General features: G+C 72.2%; 1 protein-coding gene. It reads left to right on the top strand.

The window, feature by feature from the left end; genetic code table 11:
- The coding region (locus tag OO69_RS48710) for an acyltransferase domain-containing protein (protein WP_033287484.1) at nt 1-212 on the top strand (212 nt) is incomplete at both ends.

Below are 212 nucleotides of genomic sequence, written 5' to 3'. Positions count from 1 at the left end.
TGGCGGAGGCCGACGTCGTGGAGCGTTTGGAGCGCTGGGCGGGCCGGGTTGAGGTCGCGGCGGTCAACGGGCCGACGTCGGTGGTCATCGCCGGTGACGCCGAAGCCCTCGACGAGGCGCTGGAGGTCCTTTCCGCGGATGGTGTGCGGGTGCGTCGGGTGGCGGTGGACTACGCCTCCCACACCCGGCACGTCGAGGCGATCGAGGAGACG

Source organism: Streptomyces sp. NRRL F-525, assembly GCF_000716605.1.
Taxonomy (GTDB): Bacteria; Actinomycetota; Actinomycetes; order Streptomycetales; family Streptomycetaceae; genus Streptomyces.
The sequence above is the reverse complement of the archived record's forward strand: the minus strand, read 5'-3'. Positions and strand labels throughout refer to the sequence as shown.